We start from the raw sequence: 16722 nt of genomic DNA on the forward strand, positions 1-16722 counted from the left end.
TTCATGCAGCCTGCACGAACCGGCGCAGACGATGATGCAGATAGCCCTGGCGATCCGCCGCGAATGCCGTCTCGGCACGGGTCAGAGCGTGCGCAATACACCGTCGAGCGTTTCCAGGAACAGGTCGGCATGCTCGCGCTGGAAAATCAGCGGCGGGCGGATTTTCAGGATATTCTCGCCGGGACCGGCGGAACTGATCAGTACGCCGCGTTCGCGCAGGCCATTGACCAGCCGGCGTGTGGTCGCGGCGTCGGGGGCCTTGGTCTGCCGATCCTTCACCAGTTCGACGCCGAGGAACAGCCCGGCGCCGCGCACATCGCCGATCACGGCATGATGCCGGGCCAGGGACTCGAGCCCGGTCTTGAAGTAGGCGCCGACCTGCGCGCTGTTGTCCAGCAGCCTCTCTTCCTGAATCACTTCGAGCACCGCATTGGCCGCGGCGCAGGACACCGGGTTACCGCCGAAGGTGTTGAAGTAGCGGGTGGTGTTGCCGAACTCGCGGACCACCTCGGGGCGCATGACCACGGCGGCGATGGGCTGGCCGTTACCCATCGGCTTGCCCATGGTCACGATGTCGGGCTGCACGCCATGGCGCTGGAAACCCCACAGGTGCGAGCCGGTGCGGGCGAAGCCCGACTGGACCTCGTCGGCGATGTAGAGAAGGCCCTCGGCCTGGGCGACGGCCACGGCCTCGCGGGCGAAACCGGCCGGGTCGGCCAGCACGCCGTCGCTGGCGAATATGCCGTCGAACAGCAGGGCCGCCGGCTTGATACCGTGACTGCGCAGGTCCGCGATGGCCGCGCGGACATCCTCGGCGAAGATCCGCGAGACGTTTGCCGCGTCCAGCCGGTAGGCATCGGGGGCACGCACCTTGCGCACGTGAGGGCTGGCGGGGACACCGGCACCCAGCGACGGCGAGGCGCCAGCCAACTGCTCGGTGACGCCGTGGTAGGCCAACTGCGTGACGATGACCCCGGTACCACCGGTGTACTGGTGGGCGATTCGCAAGGCCAGGTCGTTGGCCTCGCTACCGGTACAGGTGAACATCACCTGGCTGAGCGCTGGCGGGAAGGTCGCCAGCAGTTTTTCCGCGTAGTCGAGGATGCCTTCGTGCAGGTAGCGCGTGTGCGTGTTGAGCTGTCTGGCCTGGGCGCAGATCGCGTCGACCACCCGCGCGTTGCAGTGACCTACCGAGGCGACATTGTTGTAGGCATCCAGGTAGCGCCTGCCCAGGGCATCGTAGAGCCACACGCCATCGCCTTTGACGATGTGCAGAGGGCGTTCGTAGAACAGCCGGTAGGCCGGGCCGAGGGTCCGTTCGCGGCGCTCGATCAGCGCGCGTTCGGCGCTGGACAGTTGTTGCGCATCGGCGGCGGTGAAGCCGTTGATCATGCTCATCTATCGGGTCTCCTGCTGGCAGGCTTGTCGGATCTGGTCTTGTGCATCCTCCCGCGACAACTGGGCGAAGCCTTGCAGGGCACTGAGTGCCGAGGGCGCGTTACGCAGGATGTAGGCGCGGTTCCGCGGGTAGAGCGAGGCGCGCCAGTTGGTGATGACCAGGGTCAGCACCAGGCGCGTGGCGATCAGGTCGAAGAGGATCTCCTGCTCCCGAGGCTCCAGGGGGCAGACCCGGTGGTAGGCGGCGATGAAGGGCAGGGCCCGTTCGAGGGGATTGCCCGTGGCGCCCAACTGGTAGGCGGCGCCGACCGCCAGGTCGTTGATCAGTGGCGCATGCACCATGTCGCCGAAGTCGAGGATGTTGCGCAGCTCATGGGGCGGCTGTGCATCGACGATGACATTGTGCAGGTTCAGGTCGTTGTGAATCACCTGGGCCCGCAGGCTCGGCAACCGGGGCAGGGCGAAGCGTTCGAAGTGGCCGAGGAACCGGCGGACCAGTTCACGGGTCTCGCTGTCGCCGATCAGCCCGGTCATGGCTGTCAGGCGCTGCGCATGCTTGAGATCCCACAACAACTCATGCCCGGCGGCCGGGTGGAAGAAACCGCGCAAAGCCAGGCCCAGGCGCGCGAGGTGTGTTCCCAGGCCCTGGCGAAAGGCTTCGCCGGGCTCGGCGACGTGGCACAGCACGACCCCCTCCACGAAGGAGAACAGGCGCACCAGCACCTGCTGCCCGTCGACCGAAACCGCTGTCTGCAACGCCCCCTGACTGGAGGCAAGGATACGTTGTACCGGCAGGTCGGGGTCACACGCCTGGATGTGCCGCAGCGCGCGGTTCTGGAAGTCGGCGACGTTCGGATCTTCCGCCGGGTTGGACACCTTCAGCAGCAACTGCCGGCCGTCGTCGCAGGTGAGATGGAAATTCAGGTCTCGTTCACCGGCCAGCAGCCTGGCGCTGCAGTCGAGCCCATAGAGTCTTGCCGCCAGTGCGGCGGCCTGGTCATCGGAGACCCGCGCTGGGGCGGCGGCGAGGATATCGTCAACGGCGATGGGGGCTGGGGACGTCACGAGTCTTCACTCTGGCGAAAGGCGTTCGGCTGAAGATAGGTCAGTTGTGGAGCTATACGTTAGATCCGGATAGGATCTGTCGATAAGGCCACTTTCAAGGGCCGCGATTGACGATCCGACCTGTTCGAGGCCACCCATGGCGCTACAGCTTCAGGAACTGCTGATGGAGGCACTGCGGCGCGACGGCCCGGCCAGTCTGCAACGACAGATCTATGAGGGGATCCAGGCGGCGATCCTGCAGGGCCACTTGCCAGTCGACGCGCGCATGCCGTCCACCCGGGCCCTGGCCGGGCAACTGAAGGTATCGCGGGTCACCACCGCCCTGGTGTACGAACGGTTGATCAACGAGGGCTACCTGTTCACCCGTGCGGGCAGCGGCACCTTCGTCGCCGACACTCTGCCGCGCAGCGGTGGACATGACGACCCGCCAGCGCCGATCGACGCCGCCGAGCCGCTGCTGTCTTCGCGGGGCCTGGGCATCACGGCTCGTGTGACGGCCCTGGCCCGTGGTGCAGGCGCCTTCGTTCCGGGGGTGGCGGATGCGCAGCACTTTCCGTTTCACATCTGGCGACGCTTGCAGAACCGCTATCTCAAGCGCAACCATGCCGAACTGACCGGTTACGTCGAGCAGGGCGGTCATCTGCCGCTGCGCGAGGCGCTGTGCACCTATCTGTATGCCTCGCGGGCGGTGAAGTGCAGCCCCCGGCAGGTCATCATCACCGCGGGCACCCATCAGTCCCTCGACCTGCTGGCCAAACTGCTGACGGATCCAGGTGATACGGCGCTGGTGGAGAGCCCCTGTCACTGGGGCGCGCCGGTGGTGTTCTCGGCCGCCGGCCTGCACTGCGCGGCATTGCAATTGGACGAGGAGGGCGCGCGTCTGCCCGAGCAGGACACCAGGGCCCGCCTGGCGTTTGTCACGCCGTCGCACCAGTACCCCACCGGCCAGGTCATGAGCCTGCAGCGACGGCGTGACTGGCTGTCCTTCGCCAGGGCCCGGAACCTCTGGCTGGTGGAGGATGACTACGACAGCGAGTTCCGCTACGACATCGATCCGTTGCCGGCCATGCAGGGGCTGGGCAGCGAGAACCGGGTCATCTACCTCGGCACCTTCAGCAAGGTGACGTTTCCCGGTTTGCGCCTGAGTTACCTGGTGGTGCCCGATGCGCTGGCCGATGCCTTCGCCAAGGGCATGACCCAGCTCTATCGTCCGGGTTTCCTGGCGACGCAGGCGGCGATGGCCGACTTCATCCGCGAAGGCCACTTCGCCAGCCACATCCGCAGGATGCGCGGCGTCTACGCCGAACGCCGGCGTCTGTTGAAAGCCTCGCTGCAAACGCACTTTGGCGAGGCCATTCACTACAGCCAGGGGCAGGCCGGCCTGCACCTGGCCGTGCGGATCGGTCCACCCGGCACGGCCCGGAAAATGCTCGAGCAGGCCGGCGTGTTCGGCCTGGCCCTGCGCGGTGCCTACACCCTCGACCCGCAGGCCGACGATGGCAACCTGCTGGTGCTGGGCTATGGAGGCATCCAGGACAGCGAGCTGGACGATGCGGTCCGGCGGCTCAGGGCGCTCTATGAGCATTGCCGTACCTGACCCGCGCGTGCTCAATCGGCACGGGCCCCAGCACTGTGTCGACGGCATCCAGGGCGAGGTGGACCTCGAGTGGGTCAGGGGCTGACGGACGTGTCCGGATCTCGGAGGTTTTCTTGGGCAGGCCGACTGGGCCGGTGTAAGGTAGCGCAAAAATATCCACCGAGGCCCCCCATGTCCGATCAACCTGTGCCTGGAAGCGTGACCGATGACGACCGTTTCCGCTTGTTGGTCGATGCCTTGACCGACCATGCGATCTACATGCTCGATCCGCGGGGGCATGTCAGCAGTTGGAACCAGGGGGCACAGCACATCAAGGGCTATGCCGCTCAGGAGGTCATCGGCCGGCATTTCTCGATGTTCTATACCGACGAGGACCGTGCCGCCGGCGAGCCGGAGCGGGCGCTGTCGGTGGCCGCGACCGAAGGGCGCTTCGAGAAGCGGGCCTGGCGCCAGCGCAAGGACGGCACGCGGTTCCTGGCCCATGTGATACTGGACCCGATCCGTGCCGGCAGCGGCGAGCTTCTCGGCTTTGCCAAGATCACCCGTGATATCACCGAGTCGGTGCAGGCGCAGAAGGACCTGGACCTGGCGCGCGAAGCCCTGTTCCAGTCGCAGAAACTCCAGGCCATCGGCCAGCTCAGCGGCGGTATCGCCCACGACTTCAACAACCTGCTGACGGTGATCCGCGGCAACCTCGAACTGCTCAGCAAGCGGGTCGACGGCGACGCGCGGCTCTCCCGGCTGGTGGGCAATGCCCTGCAGGGCACCGAGCGCGGCGTCTCGCTGACCCAGCGCATGCTGGCCTTCGCCCGGCGCCAGGAGCTGCGTACCGAGGCGGTCCGCCTGCCGTATCTGGTGGACAACCTCATCGAGCTGCTGCGCGGTTCGGCGGGACCCCAGGTGACGGTCCTGACCCAACTGGACGAAGCGCTGCCGGCGGTGCACGTCGATATCAACCAGTTGGAGCTGGCCCTGCTCAACCTGGTGAGCAATGCCCGCGACGCCATGCCGGCGGGCGGCGGTATCCGTATCGCGGCCACGGTTCACGGCAAGGTCGACAGGTTGCCTCACGATGAATACGTGTGCCTGTCGATCACTGACGATGGCGAAGGCATGGACGAGCGGACCCTGGCCCACGCGACCGATCCGTTCTTCACCACCAAGGGGGTGGGCAAGGGCACCGGCCTGGGCTTGTCGATGGTTCACGGTCTGGCTGAACAACTGGGTGGGCGCCTGGTGCTCAAGAGCACCAAGGGCCACGGCACGAGCGCCGAACTCTGGCTGCCGGTGGACAAGGGGGACGGCCCGGCGACCCGCCCGCTCACCGAGGCGCGACAGCCGCTGTTGTTGAAGTCGCTGAAGGTGCTGCTGGTCGATGATGACAGCCTGGTGCTCAACAGCACCGTGCTGCTGCTCGAGGACCTGGGACATCGCGTGCTCTGTGCGACTTCCGGCGCCCAGGCGCTGCTTTGCCTGGAGCAGCATTCGGGCATCGACCTGATGATCACCGACATGATCATGCCGGAAATGGACGGAGCCCAGTTGGCCAAGGTGGTGCGCCAGTTGCACCCGCAACTGCCGATCATCCTGGCCACCGGTTATTCCGGGCACCTGGATGACCTGGCAGTCCAGCTGCCGCGGATTCTCAAACCCTACAGCCAGTCGCAACTGATGGAGATCCTGGCGCAGGTGTTGTCCCGCGTGACCCGCGCGGGCGGCGGCACCCGCCCGTCGGCGGATCGGGCCGACGGCGAGTGAGCGCTTGTGTCAGTCAATGCCCGGCACTTTGCCCGCCATCCACATGCAGGATCTCGCCGGTGACGAAACCGGCCGACTCCAGATAGACGATCGCCTGGGCAATGTCGCCGACTTCGCCCATGCGTCCGACCGGGTGCAATTGGCCCAGCGCGGCATGGGTGTCCTCGCCATGCATCGGCGTCTTGATGATGCCGGGGCTGACCGCATTCACCCGGATCCCGCGCTTGGCGTATTCGATCGCCAGTGACTTGGTCGCCGAGTTGAGCCCGCCCTTGGTCAGCGAGGCCAGTACCGAGGGCACGCCATCGACGGCGTGATCCACCAGGCTGGTGGTGACGTTGACGATATGGCCGCCGCCCTGTTTCTCCATCTGCGCGACCGCCAGCTGGGTGATGTGAAAGAAACCGTTCAGGTTCACCGCCAGCACGTTGGCGTAATCGGCCGCGGTGTAGGCGGTGAAGGGCTTGGCGATGAAGATCCCGGCGTTGTTGATCAGGCTGTCGATCCGTCCGAAGCGCGCCAGGCCTTCACTGATCACCCGTTCGGCGGTGGCCGGTTCGCCGATGTCGCCGGCGATGGTGAGGATGTCCGGATCGCCGGACGGCGGGATCGAGCGGGAGGTGGCGATCACCCGGTAGTCGAGGGTGCGGAAGGCCTGGACCACGGCGGCGCCGATACCCTGGGATGCGCCGGTGATCACGACGACTTTCTTGGCATTGCTCATGATGAAACCTCTGTAGTCGGTAGGAAGGCGGTGCACTGGGGAAGCGGGGTGGTCAGGACGAGGTCCTGGCCAACTGCTCGCGGTATTGCGTGGTGGTGATGCCGGCGTAGCCCCAGTTATCGGTGTCAACTTCCTCGATCACGATGTGGGTCAGGTCCGGGCGTTTGCCGAGCACCCGTTGCAGGGTGTCGGTGATCTCGGCGATGACCTGGGCTTTCTGCTCCCGGGTGACGCCGTCGCGAGTGATGCGCACGTTGACGAAAGGCATGACAACTCTCCAGTGACCGGCCGATCGGGATGATCGGCAGGCAGTGAGGTCAATCTATTGAGTTGCCTGGTTGAGATAAATCGGCCTTCAAGAACATCATTAGTGATGTCATGTAATGAGTGGCCCAGGGCACGGGTGGCTGGGCCGCAACGAAAAACGCCCCGGACCTCAACGGCCGGGGCGTTTCTGTTCACGCGGGCCTCGGTGAGGCCCGGCAGTGGGGCTATCAGGCGATAGCGTCCCAGGCGCGATCGCCGCGCTCGTCCTTGATGCGGGTCGGCAGGCCCATCACGTCCAGTGCCTTGAGGAACGGCTCGGCTGGCAGTTCCTCGACGTTGGCCATGCGCTGCACGTCCCACTCGCCACGGGCCACCAGCAGGGCGGCGGCCACGGGCGGTACGCCGGCGGTGTAGGAGATGCCCTGGCTGTCGGTCTCGGCGTAGGCGTCCTCGTGGTCGGCCACGTTGTAGATGAACAGCTCGCGTGGCTGGCCATCCTTGCTGCCCTTGACCAGGTCGCCGATGCAGGTCTTGCCGGTGTAGCCCGGAGCCAGCGAGGCAGGGTCGGGCAGCACGGCCTTGACCACCTTCAGCGGCACCACTTCCAGGCCTTCGGCGGTCTTGACCGGCTTCTCGGAGAGCAGGCCGAGGTTCTTCAGCACGGTGAAGACGTTGATGTAGTGCTCGCCGAAGCTCATCCAGAAGCGCACGTTGGGCACGTCGAGGTTTTTCGACAGCGAGTGCACTTCATCGTGACCGGTCAGGTACAGGTTCTGCGAGCCCACGACGGGCAGGTCGTCGGTACGCTTGACTTCGAACATGGTGTTGCTGGTCCACTGGCTGTCCTGCCAGCTCCACACCTGTCCGGTGAATTCGCGGAAATTGATTTCCGGGTCGAAATTGGTGGCGAAATATTTGCCATGGGAACCGGCGTTGACGTCGAGAATGTCGATCGAGTCAATGCGGTCGAAATACTGTTGCTGCGCCAGGGCCGCATAGGCATTGACCACGCCCGGGTCGAAGCCTACGCCGAGGATGGCGGTGATGTTCTTCTGCTGGCATTCCTCGAGGTGCTTCCACTCGTAGTTGCCATACCATGGCGGGGTCTCGCAGACCTTGCCCGGTTCTTCGTGGATGGCGGTGTCGAGGTAGGCCACGCCGGTATCGATGCAGGCACGCAGCACCGACATGTTGAGGAACGCGGAGCCGACGTTGATGACGATCTGCGATTCGGTCTCGCGGATCAGCGCCTTGGTCGCTTCGACGTCCAGGGCGTTCAGTGCAAAAGCCTTGATGTCGGCGGGCTGCTTGAGGCTGCCCTTGGCTTTCACGCTGTCGATGATGGCCTGGCATTTGGAGATGTTGCGCGACGCGATAGCAATACGACCGAGTTCATCGTTGTGCTGCGCGCACTTGTGGGCCACCACCTTGGCGACACCTCCTGCACCAATGATAAGTACGTTCTTCTTCAATTTGCTCATTTCTCCTTGGGACGGCCAGCTTACGAGAGGCTGGACAGGTAATCGTCGTAGCTGAATTCACGAACGGTCTCGACGCTACCGTCGAGTTGTTTCACTACGATGGACGGCATTTTCAGGCCGTTGAACCAGTTTTTCTTGACCATGGTGTAGCCTGCCGCATCGATGAACGACAGTCGATCGCCGATGGCCAACGGCCGATCGAAGGTGTATTCGCCGAAGATGTCGCCAGCCAGGCAGGATTTGCCGCAGACCATATAGGTGTGGCTGCCGTCGTTCGGTTCCATCTTGGCGTTGAGGCGATAGATCAGCAGGTCGAGCATGTGCGCTTCGATGGAGCTGTCGACCACGGCCAGGTTCTTGCCGTTGTAGAGGGTGTCGAGCACGGTGACTTCCAGCGAGGCACTCTGGGTGATCGCCGCTTCGCCCGGTTCCAGGTAGACCTGCACGCCATACTTCTGCGAGAAAGCCTTGAGGCGGGCACAGAACGCATCCAGGGCGTAGCCTTCGCCGGTGAAATGGATACCGCCGCCGAGGCTGACCCACTCGACCTTGTGCAGCAGGTGGCCGAAGCGTTCCTCGATGGTGCCGAGCATCTGGTCGAACAGGCCGAAGTCGCCGTTCTCGCAGTTGTTGTGGAACATGAAGCCGGAGATCTGCCCGATGACCTGCTCGATCTTCGCCGGGTCCCATTCACCGAGGCGGCTGAACGGCCGCGCCGGGTCGGCCAGCAGGTAGTCGGAGCTGCTCACCTGGGGGTTGACCCGCAGGCCACGGGTCTTGCCCGCCGAGGCTTCGGCAAAGCGCTGCAGTTGGCCGATCGAGTTGAAGATGATCTTGTCGCAGTTCTCCAGCATTTCGCCGATTTCGTCGTCGGCCCAGGCCACGCTGTAGGCGTGGGTTTCGCCGGCGAACTTCTGGCGGCCGAGCTTGAGCTCGTAGAGCGACGAGGACGTCGTGCCATCCATGTATTGCTGCATCAGGTCGAACACCGACCAGGTGGCGAAGCACTTGAGCGCCAGGAGCGCCTTGGCTCCAGACTGTTCGCGCACGTAGGCGATCTTCTGCAGGTTGACCAGCAGCTTCTGCTTGTCGATGAGGTAGTACGGCGTCTTGATCATTTCGAGGCCTCCGGCAGGGTTAGCCAAAAAAAGGACGCGCATTGTGCCCTTAGTTGGTTCATATCGAAAGGTTATCGGCTGTATTTCGCCCATTGAATGAGTCGCACGGCGCTACGGGCAGCCTGGACGCATCATGGCCCAAGCCTGCTGCACCTCGTTTTTCGAGGGGGCGGACGGCCTGTGGCGGGCGTGGCGCCGGGCCGCGGCCCGAGGCATCCGTGTTCCGGGGGTTGAAAAGCGAAAAGCCCGCCTGGTTCAGGAGCGGGCTTTCGGCAGATGGGTCAAATCCCTTTGACTGCCGCCATTGTGTCTGGGGATTATGACGTTATCGTGATCGATTATGGCGCAATGACTGCAGTTCGCCGGCCGGCGAGGCGGGCGGTTCAGGACTCGGGGCGTTCCTGGTAGTCACTCCTTCCCTCCGGCGCAGGTCCCACCCCTACCAGGTTGGCCTCGGCGAAGAAGCCCTGCACGGTACGATGCTTGGCCTGGTACTCGCAGTGCACCAGGGTGCTGTCTGGCAGTTGGCCGGCATGGGCCGGTTGCTTGACCACCATCCGGATCCCCCCCGAACGCAGTCTTACCTGTTGGCCCGGCTCGAACTTGCTCATGGTTGTCACTCCAGTAAGGGCCATCCCTGCGAGTGTGCAGAGCGGCTGCGGTGTAGGCAGGAAGGCGGCTATCAGGCCTGCATGGGCATCGGGGTACCGACCATCCATTTGGCCAGGCCATGCCGGCCACTGACTCCCAGCTTGGCGGCCGCGCGCTTGAGATAGGTTTCGATGGAGCTGTTCTTGACACAGAGCTTTTCGGCCATCTCCGGCACGGTGCCGCCGTTGAGCAACCCCAGGCAGACTTCCTGCTCGCGGACCGACAGGCTGATGTCGCAGAGCGCCAGGCGTTCCTTGAAGTCGCGCTGCAAGGCCGTCAGTTCGTTTTCCACTTCCGGGTTGGGCAGCCAGGTGCCGAGCTTCTGGATCGATTGGCGGGTGATCTGGGCATGGCGCTCGATCAACGGCAAGAGGGTTTCCGACAGATTCTTGAGGAACGACAGTTCCGTCAGGGAGAAGTTTTTCTGGTGCAGTGGGCGATACAACGAGATCAGGCCGCGGCGGTTGTTCTTCAGCGACACCAGGCAGCACTGGTGGTAGTCGGCGTGGCTGCGCGGTTTGCCGGCCGTGGCGGGCCTGGCGTTCACCTGGATCAGCAGGGTGTGATCCATCCCGATGATGTCCTTGGCCAGCGGATGTTCATTCGGGTGCCTGACGTTGCTCGGCGGCGGAATGTCTTCCGGCTCGCCGGCTCCGCCCATCAGACGGATGTCGACGACACGGCCCTGGCGCTCGTCGACGGTCCATTCGCTCAACTCCACCGCACTGACCGGCACCAGTTGCGTGACCAGTCGATAGACCCCCTCGGTGAAATGCTGTTGACCGACATTGAGGACCAGTTCGCCCAGTTCGTGATAGAAGCGGGCACTTTCCACATTCAGGATACTGCTGGTTCGATTCATTCCTGTTTACCTTTTCAGGTGCATCGGCATGGCAACTTCCCGAAGGCGGTGTCATGCGGTGCGAGCCCTACGTTCCAACGACTTCAAGAAGCGATTCAGCAATTGGGATGAATTTGAATCCATATCGGAATCGAGTGTCTGTAGCGGAATTCTGGGACAGGAAGGACACGGAACCGGCGTCAAGAATCCGGCTTTTTCCAGGGTGAATATATTCAAAAGAATGGGAATGCTTCCCGGAAAACTCCTTTGGCAATATCAATGTATTGATTTGAAAGAATATTTTTTGTCGAAGGTCTGGACTGGATGATGACAGTTTTGTTAAGCGATGGTTGATGTAGGTAATTGCTTACAGTAGGAACTGCTATTTTGCCTTCCTCTATGTATGGATAGGCCTACAGGTTTTCCGCAAGAAAATGGCCCAGAACCCCGCCACCCTTGACGTTCACGTACGAAGTCGAACGCTGTTTAACGTTGCCGCGCCAGGTGGTGCGGCGGCGGGGGGCGGGCCTGGGCCTTGCGTTGCGGGAACCCGGGGTCAGGCGATCTCGCCGAGCGCGTGCAGACGTTTGTCGCAGGTCTTGCGTACCGCCTGTTCGAAGCGGTCGAGCACCTGGCCTATGTCGGCCTCGGTGACGTTCAGCGGCGGCAGGAAACGCAGCACCGCACCGTGGCGGCCACCGGTTTCGAGCACCAGGCCGTTCTCGAAGCCGTTGAGCTTGATTTCCCGTGCTCGCTGGCCATCACCCAGGCCGACATGTCCGCCTACGCCGGGGCGGGTGACTTCGACGCCGAGCATCAGGCCGCGCCCGCGCACGTCACCAATGAAGTCATGACGCTGGGCAATCTGTTTCAGGCCGTTCTCGAGTAGCAGGCCCATCGCCAAGGCGTTGGCCTCCAAGCGGTTTTCCCGGATATGGCGCATGGTTGCGGCACCGGCGACCATCGCCAACTGGTTGCCGCGGAAGGTGCCGGCATGGGTGCCCGGACCCCAGGTGTCGAGGTGCTCGGCATAGACGATGACCGACAGCGGGTAGCCGCCACCGATGGCCTTGGACAACACCAGGATATCCGGAACGATGCCTGCCTGTTCCAGAGCGAAGGTGGTGCCGGTTCGGCCGAGACCGGTCTGGACTTCGTCGATGATCAGCAGGATTTCCTGCTCCAGGGTGATTTCCCGCAGTTCCCGCAGCCATTTGGCCGACGCCGGAATGCAGCCACCTTCGCCCTGGACGACTTCCACGATCACCGCCGCCGGCTTGGTCACTCCGCCCTCGGGGTCGCAGAGCACGTTGCGGATGTAGTCGATGGACAGTTGCTCGGTGTGCTCGCCGCTGGTGCCGAAAGGGCAACGGAAACGATAGGGGAAAGGGAGGAAATGGGTGTCCTGGGCGATGATGGCATGGCTGCTCTTGGGGCGCAGGTTGCCCATGGCCGACAAGGCACCGGCGGTCATGCCATGGTAGCCGCCCTGGAACGCCATCAGTGCAGAACGCTGGGTGTAGTGGCGAGCCAGTTTGATGGCTGCTTCGACCGCGTCCGAGCCGGTGGGGCCGCAGAACAGGATCTTGCTGGTGTTGCGCATGGCCTCGGGCAGCAGTGAAAACAGTTCCCGGACGAACGCGTACTTGGCGGGCGTCGCCAGATCCAGGCCTTGCTGCAGGTGATCGCCGGCGAGGAATTCCATCACCGCGGCCTTCACCTCCGGCGGGTTGTGGCCCAGTGCCAGGGTTCCGGCATTGGAGAGGCAATCGAGGTATTCCTTGCCATGGGCGTCCCTGATCCGCATGCCCTGGCCGCTGACGAACAGTTGCTGGAAAGTCGCTGCATAGGTACGCGCGTTCGACTCGACTTTCCTGAGGTAGCTGAGTTCTTCCATTACTTGATCACCCTATGATGGTTGGTGAAACAACAGGTTGATGACAGATAGCGCTGTTTGCGAATGAACGGCTCCCGACTGAAGATTCAGTCGGGTGATGTAAGGCCCATGTATTCCTGCAACTGTCGAGCGATAGTCTGGTCGCCGCAGGTATCGATAACACCGATTTGACTGGAGCCTGGCGGGTTTCGATAAGCGGCTGGCAATGGATGATCTTGCGATGGCGGGGTGGGGCACGCAAATGTTTCACCGGAAAGTTGTCCCGGTATTGGATGACAGCCAGTCGGTTATTTTCAGTGAGCTAATCGGAAGTGGTTTTTTCTGAGCGTTGACTGTCGCTGCCGGGAGGTGCTCGGGGGATATGAAGGAAAGATCAGGGAATAATCGGCGAGAGGAACTTTCCAGGCTTGGAGAAGTCCCGGGGCCGATGGGGAAACAGGGGTTTATTCAGCAGAAACTCATATGCAAAGTTGTAGCGCAAGGGGGGGCGCCAGGCTGGCAAGGGGGGCATCGACACAGCGATTTCGGGTGTGCAGCAGGTACCACGTACGGCCTCCCCGCGGGATGACCCGCCGGGTTGGCCTGCGCGAGTTACCCGGCGGTGCGTTAGCTGGCATGCATCCAGCGGATCAGCGAGTGGCGACCGCTGATGCCCATCTTGATCGCGGCCCGTTTGAGGTAGCTTTCCACCGTATTGACCCCCAGGCCCAGATGTTTTGCCAGCTCTGGCCCGGTGAGGCCAGCCAGCAGGCCGACGCAGATTTCGGTTTCCCGCGATGATAGTTTCAAGTCGGATTGGGACAGGCGCAGGTCGAAGCGCTGGCGCAGACTTTCGATGCCACGGGTGTATTGGCCATCCAGTTGAAAGACTGCTTCCTCGCGGCGACGGGCAGGTTGGCGAATGGTATTGAGATGTTTTTCCACCAGCGGCAGCAGTAGGTGGGAGAAATTATGCAAGGTGGAGCGTTCCTGCGGTGAAAAGTACTGGGAAGGATTGCAGCGGTACAGGGAGATAACGTAGCGATAGTCTTTTTTGTTGCTGCTCAAGTGTAGTTCGGCGGAACTATCTACAGAGAAATCGTGCTCTTGTGGAACGCTCTGCAGGCAACTGCTGAAACTGGCCAGGCGTTGTGTAGAGTTGTACCCGCTGAGCAAGTCGTCGGTCAGTGAAATGGGTGGAGAAGTTTCTGAAATTGCCAAATTCGCCGCGCGCTTTTGAATGCTCGCAGGCATGTTGTACAGATTTCCAGAAGGGTTGTCGCCTGGTTCTGCAGAGAATTGGGTAATATGGGTGGCGTCCACCGGAAGATGGGTCAGGATCAGATCGTGAAGCAGTCGCGGGAAGTGACTGCTACCGGTACTTGCGATCACTTTTCCAATATGTGGGAACAACTTTTGTGCGTTCATCGATTTTACCCGTATGTCGCTGTTTTTCTATTTAAGGCACAAGGATCCATTACCGATACAGGAACCAGGGACAGGGAGTAACTCTTGCTACGGCATGACGAATCCGTTCAGGCCGCACGCGATGTCAGGTTGCCCGGCACTGTGGGGTTCAGGTCCGTAGTACTCATGAAGGGGTTACCAGAGTCAGTTGCGGCTTGTGCTTGTGAACCTGCGCGGTGTGCCCGGTGGACAGGACGAAGGTTCTTTGAATCCAGCGATCGCGCCCATCGAGTTGCGCGGAAAAGGCACTGCGGGCGTGAGCGGTTTTGCGGTTGTCGATCACCAGCAGGTCACCGGCTTCGAGGGCCACCGGCTGCGCCACTTCCCAGGCCACGCTGCGCAGGTGCTGCATCTTGTCTTGCGCCAGGCTCCCTTCGGCGACCATGAAATGCGGATCGAAGCGGAAGGAGGGGAATTGCGGATTGCCGTACAGCACGGTCTGCTTCCTGTTTATATCGATTCGACAGTTTTTTTCTTTCACACCGTAATCAGAAAGGAAGTTATATTTTTCGTTTTGAAAGAAATTGATGTCTTCGGCACTCAGGTGATCGAGAATATTGCCGACCGAACTGATGTAGGTGATGGCTTGTGCCGCAGGGTCCTGGCGTAGGCAGAGGAGAATCAGATAGTCCGGCGATTGGTCGTGAAAGGCGTTCTCGGTATGCAGGTCGAGTTCAGTGTCGTAGCTGTCGGAAGTTGCTTGCGCGGAGAACTTCTTTTGCGGGAAAAAATTGTTTACGAGAGCTCCATCCGACTCTTGAATATAGCCTATTGGCTCCCCTAGTATACTTGTTGCGGACAAGATTGTTTGCTCGCTGATGTTGCACTTTTTATTTAGGGTGGAACGGTCTGTCGGAGTAGGGGGGATATCGCCAATGGGCTGATTCTTCAGGACGATATAACCGCTTTTGTTACTGTTCAGGCGAAAATCCAGCAATCTGGATTGGGCTTCCGGGCTGAGTTTTTCGGTCAGGGTGGTAGCAGGCAGTAGAAGAGTTGAGTTGCGCATGTCGAGTGTTCTTCTGTGTGGAGTACGTGGTTTTTTCAGGCTGGTAAAGGGATCGCAGGAGGCATCTCTTTGCGCGCAATTTGTTTTTTGGAGTTGGTCTGTGCGCCGATTCTTATAATTAGTTGGCTGTCTTATGAATGTTCGAAATTATCCAGCAGTTCTTTATCTTGAAAAAACAGAAAATAGGGATGGGTAAGGATGAGTATTTATCATGATCCGTACGGTGAAGTTCTAAACCGCTTGCCGCCGCTTTACGCCCTGCGCGCTTTTGAACTGGCTGCTCGTTTCAGCTCCTTCACCGCGGCGGCTGATCATCTGTGTATTACCCAGAGTGCCGTGAGTCGACACGTTCGAACTTTGGAGGAACACTTCGGTTGTTCTTTATTCGAGCGCAAGGGACCGAAAATTTTCTTGACCGATGCTGGTCGCTTACTCGCGCAGGAACTGAAGATAGGTTTCAGGATCATCGAACATGCCTGTCTCTCTACCTCGCGCAAGGAACAGGCACTGCGACTCAAGGCGCCTTCCACATTGACCATGCGCTGGTTGTTGAATGTGCTGGACGGATTCAATGAGTTGCACCCCGACGATCAGGTGCAATTGACCAGCGAATGGATGGATGTCGACTTTGTCGACTTCGATTCCGAGCCGTTCGACTGTGCGGTGTTATTGGGCTCGGGTGTGTTTCCTGGGGACTGGAACTACATCAAGCTGTTTGACGAGTGGCTGGTTCCCGTCTGTTCTCCGCAACTGATCGAGCGTCTTGAACTACAGGGTGGTCATATTTTCTCCGCCGGCCTGATTCATCCTTCCCGGGACCGTCGCGACTGGCAGCGCTGGCTGGAAAGTACCGGGTTGATCGGGGCGGTGTCCTGGCAGAAGGGCAAGATTTTCGACACCCTGGAACTTGGCATCTCCGCCGCTATCCAGGGGCATGGCATTTCCATCGGTGACTTGGCGCTGGTGGGCGACGAATTGCTCAAGGGTGCATTGATGCTGCCCTCGAAAAAAGCTGTGCGCACCGGCGACAGCTACTATCTGGTCTGGCCCGACCGGGCTCGCGACAACAAGATGCTGGGGATGCTGAAAAACCATCTTTGCGAAAACGTTCCTAAAATCGATCGAGTGGACATGGAGTTTCTGGACTGAAGGCGGGCGGCACCGTGATCGGGGCTGCCCCCCCCCCTTACTTCAGCGTTTCATATCGGACAGTGCCAGGTTGTTGGCCGGCTGTGCCCATGACCCGCCAAGGGCGGTGTACAGATTGACCGGGTCCAGCCGCCGGAGCCGGTCTTGAACAGTCCGGACAGTTCGTTGCTCAAGCTGCCGGTGCTGGCGGTCAGATTCGGGCTTTCCTCGTCGGCCTGCAGGTTCGCCGAATAGGTCGAGCTGATCGCCGATTTGCCGGTGCCGATCAGCCTGCCGGGAACCTGCCAGCGGCTGCCACTGCCGTTGGCGGACACCGCTGGA

Annotated in this window: 13 protein-coding genes and 2 pseudogenes; 3 read left to right on the forward strand and 12 right to left on the reverse strand. The window is 61.5% G+C overall.

Translation table 11 applies throughout. The annotated features are described in order from the left end of the window. Positions 1-81 precede the first annotated feature (81 nt). Positions 82-1398 carry an aspartate aminotransferase family protein gene (locus tag K675_RS0119910; RefSeq protein ID WP_017905240.1) on the reverse strand — a complete coding sequence of 439 codons (1317 nt, stop codon included), beginning with the start codon at positions 1396-1398 and terminating at the stop codon, positions 82-84. Next, positions 1399-2463: a phosphotransferase gene (locus tag K675_RS0119915; protein ID WP_017905241.1), complete on the reverse strand. Its 1065-nt coding sequence runs from the start codon at positions 2461-2463 to the stop codon at positions 1399-1401. 136 nt (positions 2464-2599) lie between these two features. On the opposite strand from K675_RS0119915, the gene K675_RS0119920 reads away from it, so the two are divergent. Together K675_RS0119920 and K675_RS31075 are read left to right on the forward strand one after the other, a co-directional pair. Beyond that, a complete protein-coding gene (locus K675_RS0119920; protein WP_026145369.1) occupies positions 2600-4060 on the forward strand; it encodes a PLP-dependent aminotransferase family protein in 1461 nt (486 codons plus the stop codon). Positions 4061-4186: 126 nt separating this feature from the next. After that, positions 4187-5818, forward strand: a pseudogene (locus K675_RS31075) (ATP-binding protein); the annotation flags it as partial. A gap of 13 nt (positions 5819-5831) precedes the next feature. Here K675_RS31075 and K675_RS0119930 read toward each other — a convergent pair. The 9 genes from K675_RS0119930 to K675_RS0119975 form a co-directional block, all read right to left on the reverse strand. Further along, positions 5832-6542 carry an SDR family NAD(P)-dependent oxidoreductase gene (locus K675_RS0119930; RefSeq protein WP_017905244.1) on the reverse strand — a complete coding sequence of 237 codons (711 nt, stop codon included), beginning with the start codon at positions 6540-6542 and terminating at the stop codon, positions 5832-5834. 52 nt (positions 6543-6594) lie between these two features. Next, positions 6595-6810, reverse strand: coding sequence for a tautomerase family protein (locus tag K675_RS0119935; RefSeq protein WP_017905245.1), 216 nt, complete (start codon positions 6808-6810; stop codon positions 6595-6597). Positions 6811-7036: 226 nt separating this feature from the next. Further along, on the reverse strand, positions 7037-8281 hold the full coding sequence (locus tag K675_RS0119940) for a saccharopine dehydrogenase family protein (protein WP_010453123.1): 1245 nt from the start codon (positions 8279-8281) through the stop codon (positions 7037-7039). 29 nt (positions 8282-8310) lie between these two features. Continuing rightward, positions 8311-9408 (reverse strand): carboxynorspermidine decarboxylase, encoded by a 1098-nt coding sequence (locus tag K675_RS0119945; protein ID WP_017905247.1) that lies wholly within the window; start codon positions 9406-9408, stop codon positions 8311-8313. A gap of 383 nt (positions 9409-9791) precedes the next feature. Further along, positions 9792-10019, reverse strand: a complete 228-nt coding sequence (locus K675_RS0119950) for a hypothetical protein (protein WP_017905248.1) — start codon at positions 10017-10019, stop codon at positions 9792-9794. Between the two features lie 71 nt (positions 10020-10090). Further along, a complete protein-coding gene (locus tag K675_RS0119955; RefSeq protein WP_017905249.1) occupies positions 10091-10921 on the reverse strand; it encodes a helix-turn-helix transcriptional regulator in 831 nt (276 codons plus the stop codon). 535 nt (positions 10922-11456) lie between these two features. Beyond that, on the reverse strand, positions 11457-12797 hold the full coding sequence (locus tag K675_RS0119960) for a diaminobutyrate--2-oxoglutarate transaminase family protein (RefSeq protein ID WP_017905250.1): 1341 nt from the start codon (positions 12795-12797) through the stop codon (positions 11457-11459). A 606-nt stretch (positions 12798-13403) separates the two neighbouring features. Beyond that, positions 13404-14204, reverse strand: coding sequence for a helix-turn-helix transcriptional regulator (locus tag K675_RS0119970; RefSeq protein ID WP_026145370.1), 801 nt, complete (start codon positions 14202-14204; stop codon positions 13404-13406). 163 nt (positions 14205-14367) lie between these two features. After that, entirely contained in the window at positions 14368-15252 is an 885-nt protein-coding gene (locus K675_RS0119975; RefSeq protein WP_017905253.1) for a TauD/TfdA family dioxygenase, read from the reverse strand. Positions 15253-15450: 198 nt separating this feature from the next. Between K675_RS0119975 and K675_RS0119980 the strand changes: the two genes are divergently transcribed. Beyond that, positions 15451-16401 (forward strand): LysR family transcriptional regulator, encoded by a 951-nt coding sequence (locus K675_RS0119980; RefSeq protein ID WP_037006895.1) that lies wholly within the window; start codon positions 15451-15453, stop codon positions 16399-16401. 50 nt (positions 16402-16451) lie between these two features. On the opposite strand, the pseudogene K675_RS0119985 reads toward K675_RS0119980, so the two are convergent. Then, a pseudogene (locus K675_RS0119985) lies at positions 16452-16722 on the reverse strand (hypothetical protein); the annotation flags it as partial.

Origin of the sequence: Pseudomonas fuscovaginae SE-1, from assembly GCF_000364705.1 — a bacterium.
Classification (GTDB): Bacteria; Pseudomonadota; Gammaproteobacteria; order Pseudomonadales; family Pseudomonadaceae; genus Aquipseudomonas; species Aquipseudomonas fuscovaginae_A.